The 5,266-nt window shown below is 71.3% G+C and carries 4 protein-coding genes; 2 read left to right on the top strand and 2 right to left on the bottom strand.

Translation table 11 applies throughout. The annotated features are described in order from the left end of the window. Positions 1-49: 49 nt before the first annotated feature. Positions 50-901 carry a lysozyme gene (locus AN218_RS31295; RefSeq protein WP_070020399.1) on the bottom strand — a complete coding sequence of 284 codons (852 nt, stop codon included), beginning with the start codon at positions 899-901 and terminating at the stop codon, positions 50-52. 259 nt (positions 902-1,160) lie between these two features. Between AN218_RS31295 and AN218_RS31290 the strand changes: the two genes are divergently transcribed. Next, positions 1,161-1,607, top strand: coding sequence for a MarR family winged helix-turn-helix transcriptional regulator (locus AN218_RS31290; RefSeq protein WP_070020400.1), 447 nt, complete (start codon positions 1,161-1,163; stop codon positions 1,605-1,607). A 79-nt stretch (positions 1,608-1,686) separates the two neighbouring features. Here the strand turns inward: AN218_RS31290 and AN218_RS31285 are convergent, their stop codons facing one another. Continuing rightward, positions 1,687-2,565: a nuclear transport factor 2 family protein gene (locus tag AN218_RS31285; protein WP_070020398.1), complete on the bottom strand. Its 879-nt coding sequence runs from the start codon at positions 2,563-2,565 to the stop codon at positions 1,687-1,689. Between the two features lie 636 nt (positions 2,566-3,201). Here AN218_RS31285 and AN218_RS31280 point away from each other — a divergent pair. Then, positions 3,202-5,266 (top strand): sensor histidine kinase (locus AN218_RS31280; RefSeq protein ID WP_070020397.1); only part of this gene is annotated, 2,065 nt, incomplete at its 3' end.

Raw genomic sequence — 5,266 nt, 5'->3', positions numbered from 1 at the left:
GGCCGTGCTGTGGTGCACGGCCCCGCACCCGTTCACCTCACCCGTGACCTCACCCGTTGGCGAGCGCCTGGAGGCGGTCCATCGCACCGTTGAACAGGTCGTGGTCGCCCACGGTCGGCCCGGTCGAGGTGTACTGCCAGAAAGTGTGGAAGCCCCACCCGTTGGGCAGCGCGCCGGGAGCGTCCGCGTAACGGGCGACCCACAGCGGGTTGGTGTTGCCGAAGCCGCCGTTGTTGCCGGTGCACTGCGTCCACCAGTCGGTCGTCGTGTAGATCACGGCGTCCCGTCCGGTGCGCGACTTGTAGGTGTTGGTGAAGTCCTTGATCCAGTTCACCATCGCGCTCTGGCTCAGACCGAAGCAGGTCGCGCCGTAGGGGTTGTACTCGATGTCGAGCACGCCCGGGAGCGTCTTGCCGTCCTTGCTCCAGCCGCCGCCGTGGTCCGCGAAGTAGTTGGCCTGCGCGGCGCCGCTGGAGTTGTTCGGCAGCGCGAAGTGGTAGGCACCGCGGATCATTCCGGCGTTGTACGAGCCGTTGTATTGCTGTGTGAAGTACTCGTTCTGGTAGGACGTGCCCTCGGTCGCCTTGACGTACGCCCAGCGGACGCCGCTGTTCCAGAGGGTCGACCACGACACGTTGCCCTGATGTCCGCTCACGTCGACGCCGTGGACGGTCGCGTCCAGCGTCGCGGGCGGTGTGCCGTCGGTGGGATCGCCGCCCTCGTGCATGCGGACGCCCACCCCCATCGACGCCTCGCCGGGCTTGAGGGGAGAGGTGTCCCGGGGTGCGGCGCTCGCCGCTCCGGGCGCGCTGACCAGCAGGACGAGGGCGGAGAGGAACAATCCCGCCACGGAGAGGAGTCCCCTCCTGCGGCGGACCGTGCGGGAACCGAGACCTGGCATCGCTGCCTCCGAAGCCGTGCGTGGGGAACGGGAGTTGGAGCGCTGAGCATGAGGTGCGGGGGACGCGCGCAGACATGCCCCACTGGTATGGGCATGTCAGGTCTTTAACGGTACGCGCGTAGACATAGCCGGGGAAGACGGACAGCCTTCTTCCGGTGGTCCACACCTGCGAAATTCAGCCGGAGCTGCGACGATCGCCCCCCACCGGCGGGAAGTTTCGGCGCGGGAGAACGGAAGAGGGCCACCAGTGGACGAGTCGATGCGCAAGCAGACACCCGAACTGCTCGACCTGGAACGCGAATTGACGGTCTTCATGCGCCGCGCACGCGCCTTCTCGGGAGAGATGGCGCGGGAGGTGCATCCGGAGCTGGAGCCCGCCGCGTACGGGCTCTTCGTCCGGCTGGAGGACGGGGGCGCGCAGCGGGCGACCGACCTCGCCGTCTACTTCGGCGTGGGCAAGGCGACGATCAGCCGCCAGTTGCGGGTGCTGGAGAACCTCGGGCTGATCACCCGCGCCCCCGACCCGGACGACGGCCGTGCCTCCCTCGTCAACCTGACGCCGCGCGGCCGTCAGCGCTTCCGGGCGGTACGCGAGGCCCGGCGCGCGGAGTACGTCCGCAAGCTCGGCTCCTGGGACCCGGCCGAGATCGCGGAGCTGGCGCGGCTGATGCACCAGCTCAACGCGCTTGCGGAGGCGGAGGGTTAGCCCTCCGCCGTCCGCGGAGCCGGGTGTGCGCGGAGGGCCCGCGGGGCGCCGGACGGACGCCGTGGCCGGAACAAGCCGTTCAGGAGCGGTGCGTCCCGTCCAGCTCCGCGAAGACCGCCGACGCGTCGTCGTGCCGCTTTCCGCGCGGATGCGCCGTACCGGACGGATCGGCGCGCTCGGCCTCCCGTACGCGTGCCACCAGTGCCGCCGCCCCCTCCTCCCGTACGAGCGCGAGCAGCGCCGCCCAGTCGCCGAGCCGGAAGGTCTGGCTCCAGCGGGCGGCGCCGTCGGTGAGCGCCAGCAGGGACCGTACGGAGGTGCGCGGCGTGCTGCCCGCCACCGCGAGCGCGGCGACGCCGGGATCGGCCGCGGCGGTGTAGAAGCCCGTGCCGCCGGGGGCGTTGCGCAGGGCCTCGACGGCGCGTACGTATGCGGTCCGTGCGGCCTGGCGTTCGCCCGGTTCGGCGCCGTCCGCCCGCAGTGCGCGCACCCTGCTGCGCAACTCGGCGATGTGCGGCGGCAGTTCGTCGAGACGGGAGTCGGTCACCGGTGTGACCTCGCCGTCTGTGCCCTCGATGAGCAGCAGCGAGTCCGACAGGGCCAGGTGCTCGACGCGTTCCTCGTCCCAGCGGACCGCGACGACGGTGGACTGCGGCGTACGCCTGTGAGAAAGGTCACAGGTTGAAACATGTGCCTCAGCGGTAGAGGAAATGGCCCGTGCCAGGCACGCACCGAGCGTCAGATCCCGTTCCGCGGCAGCGAGTTGGAGCATCGTGCCGCCCAGCCGTGCCGTGAACCACGGGACTCCGTGAGTGCAACCGGAATCTCCCTGTGGCGGAGTCACGCCGTCCAGGACGACCACTGCGCCGCCCTCTCCCGAGGAGGGGAGAGCCGCCGCCGCGTAGTCCTCGTTGAGGCGCCGGGGATCCCCGGGCTCGCCGGTCATGTCGATGCGCATGGCGCTCAGTGTGCCCGCGGGCCGGCGCGGCGAGACGTACGCGTGACGCGTGTGTGCCGTGCATACGTGTGTCGACGCGTGTGCTGTCAAGGGGTCACGGTGGCCAGGGAGCGCCAGCTCAGGGCCCCGCACCAGGGCGGGAGTTGACCGGAATGAGAGCGTCCGTAAGTATGCGGACGCGCATCCTTCCAGGACTTCGGGTGGATTTCCAACCGATGCACGGGACAGGGTGGTTGGGGCGCGCAAGCGGAGTTGTTCGCTGACTCCCCATTACGGTTCACTCCTTCGGGTGGCCCAGCAGGAGATCGTCACATCACCTGTCATCCGTGCTGAAAGGTTCGGGTGGCCTCCGAGAGGGATGAACGCGGACGATCAGGGATCAAGTCCACTCCTGCGGCACGAGGTTGGACTGCGCCACCCGGGCTGGCCCCGGGGCAGGCCCCGATGAGATTGCGAGCACGGGTGCGGACGAAGCTACTGCGGAAGCCGGGCGGACCGGGCGGACTGCGATTCAGGCCCGGGAGCGGGACGACGAGCGGGGGCGGCCCGTCCCACGGCGGCCCCTCACACGGCGACTCGTCCCGTAGCGGGGGCGGCCCCCGCCGTGCTCGCGTACGCAACCGGCTGCTGGTCTCCGTGGTGCTCTGCTCCCTCGCCGTGCTCGGCGCGGGCACGCCCACGGTGCTCGGCGCCTACGGCGATCTCGACGAGTCCCAGGACCTGGTGGAGCGCGCCGAACTCGACAAGCAGGCCATCGCCCTCAGCCACGCCCTCGCAGACGAGCGGGACGGCATGGTCGAGTACGTCGCGGCGGGCCGCACCAGCCGCAACGGCGCCGGCGTCACCGAGGAGCAGCGCGCCCGCGTCGACCGGCAGGTCTCGGAGATCCGCGAGACCGCGCCCGTGTCCGTACGCAAGTCGCTGGGCCGGCTCTCCGGCATCCGGCAGGAGGCACAGGCCGGGGACGGCAACGCCCTGGAGATGTACGAGGCGTACACCGCCACCATCAACTCCCTCCAGGACGTGGGCACTTCACTCGCGCGCTCGCTGCCGGAGCGCGCCGCCGAGACGTCCGGCTCCGAGGCGGGTTCCGGGTCGGCCGGTGCCTCCGGTACCGACTCCGTTTCCGCTTCCGGTTCCGTTCCGGGGACGAGCGGTCCCTCCGGGTCCGGCGCGGCCTACGCGCTGCCCGACCTCGGCAGCGCCGTCCAGCAGGCGTCGGCCGTGCGCGGACTGCTGCGCGGTGCGTTCGCCGCGGGCGGGCCGCAGCCCACACTGACGTCGGAGGCGCAGCGCGCCTCCGTACGCGAGCAGGCCGCGCTGGCCGACTTCGGCGACTCCGCGCCCGGGTCCGCGCGCGACACCTTCGCGCGAACGGTCACCGGCGCCGATGTACGCACCGCCGAGCGGTACTTGGCGAAGCTCACGGACCAGCCCTATCTCTCCGCGCGCGACCGTGCGATGAACCACGAGCGCATCGACGCGGCGCTCTCCGCCCGCATCGACAGCATGCGCGGAGTCCAGTCGTCCTTCGCCGCCGAGGAGTTGAAGCACTTCGAGCGCCTCCGCGACAGCGATGTCACCACCCTGGAGTGGTACATCGCCCTCGTCGGGGTGTGTCTGCTGCTCGCGGCCGGCATCAGCGTGCAGACGGCACGCTCGATGGCCCGTCCGCTCTCGGTGCTCACGCGCGGCTCGCGGCGGCTGGCGGCCGACCCGACGGGCGAGGAGCCGGTCGTCTTCAACGGCAGGAACGACGAGTTCGCGGAGGTCGTACGCTCCCTCAACTCGCTGCGCGAGGCGGTCGTCAGCGTGCACGAGCGTGCCGCCGAGGCCGAGGCCGACAACGCCTACCTCGTCCGGCACAAGGACGGCCTCACCGCCGAACGCGACCGTGTGCGCGGCGAGTACGCGGCACTCAAGAAGCGCGTCGACGCCCTGTCCGGAGCCGTGCACGGCACCTTCGTCAATCTGGCGATGCGCACCCTCGGCCTGGTCGAGCGCCAACTCGGCGTCATCGAGGACCTGGAGGAGCGGGAGAGCGACCCGAACCGCCTCTCCACGCTCTTCAAGCTCGACCATCTGGCGACGCGTATGCGTCGCTACAGCGAGAACCTGCTGCTGCTGGCGGGCGCGGAGCACGTCACCGCGAGCCACGCCGGGCCGGTGCCGCTGCTGGACGTCGTACGGGCCGCGATCAGCGAGATCGAACGCTACGAGCGGGTGGAGCTGGGCACGCTGCCGCCGCACGCGCAGGTCGCCGGGCACGCCGCCGACGACTTGAGCCATCTGGTCTCCGAACTCCTCGACAACGCCACGTCGTTCTCCCCGCCCGACTCCCAAGTGCACTTCTCCGGCTGGCTGCTGGAGAGCGGCGAGGTGATGCTCTCCGTCGAGGACGAGGGCATCGGCGTCAGCGGCAGAAGACTCGCCGCGCTCAACGCACGGCTCAGCCTGCCCGAGGGGCAGGACCCGCCGGTGGTGGACGCCCCGGCCCCCTCCGCCTCCGGTACGTCCTCCGCTGCGTCCTCAGCCGTGGGCGGCGATCGCGGCCCGGAGGAGGGGCTCGGCATGGGCCTGTACGTCGTCGCACGGCTCGCCGCGCGGCACGGGCTCCGGGTGCAGCTGCGCGAACGCCGCGGCGGCGCGGGCATCACCGCGATCGTGGCCGTGCCCGCAGCGCTGCTGCCCTCGCGGCCCG

This window comes from Streptomyces nanshensis (assembly GCF_001751255.1).
Taxonomy (GTDB): domain Bacteria; phylum Actinomycetota; class Actinomycetes; order Streptomycetales; family Streptomycetaceae; genus Streptomyces; species Streptomyces nanshensis_A.
This window is presented reverse-complemented; position numbering and strand designations above follow the sequence as displayed.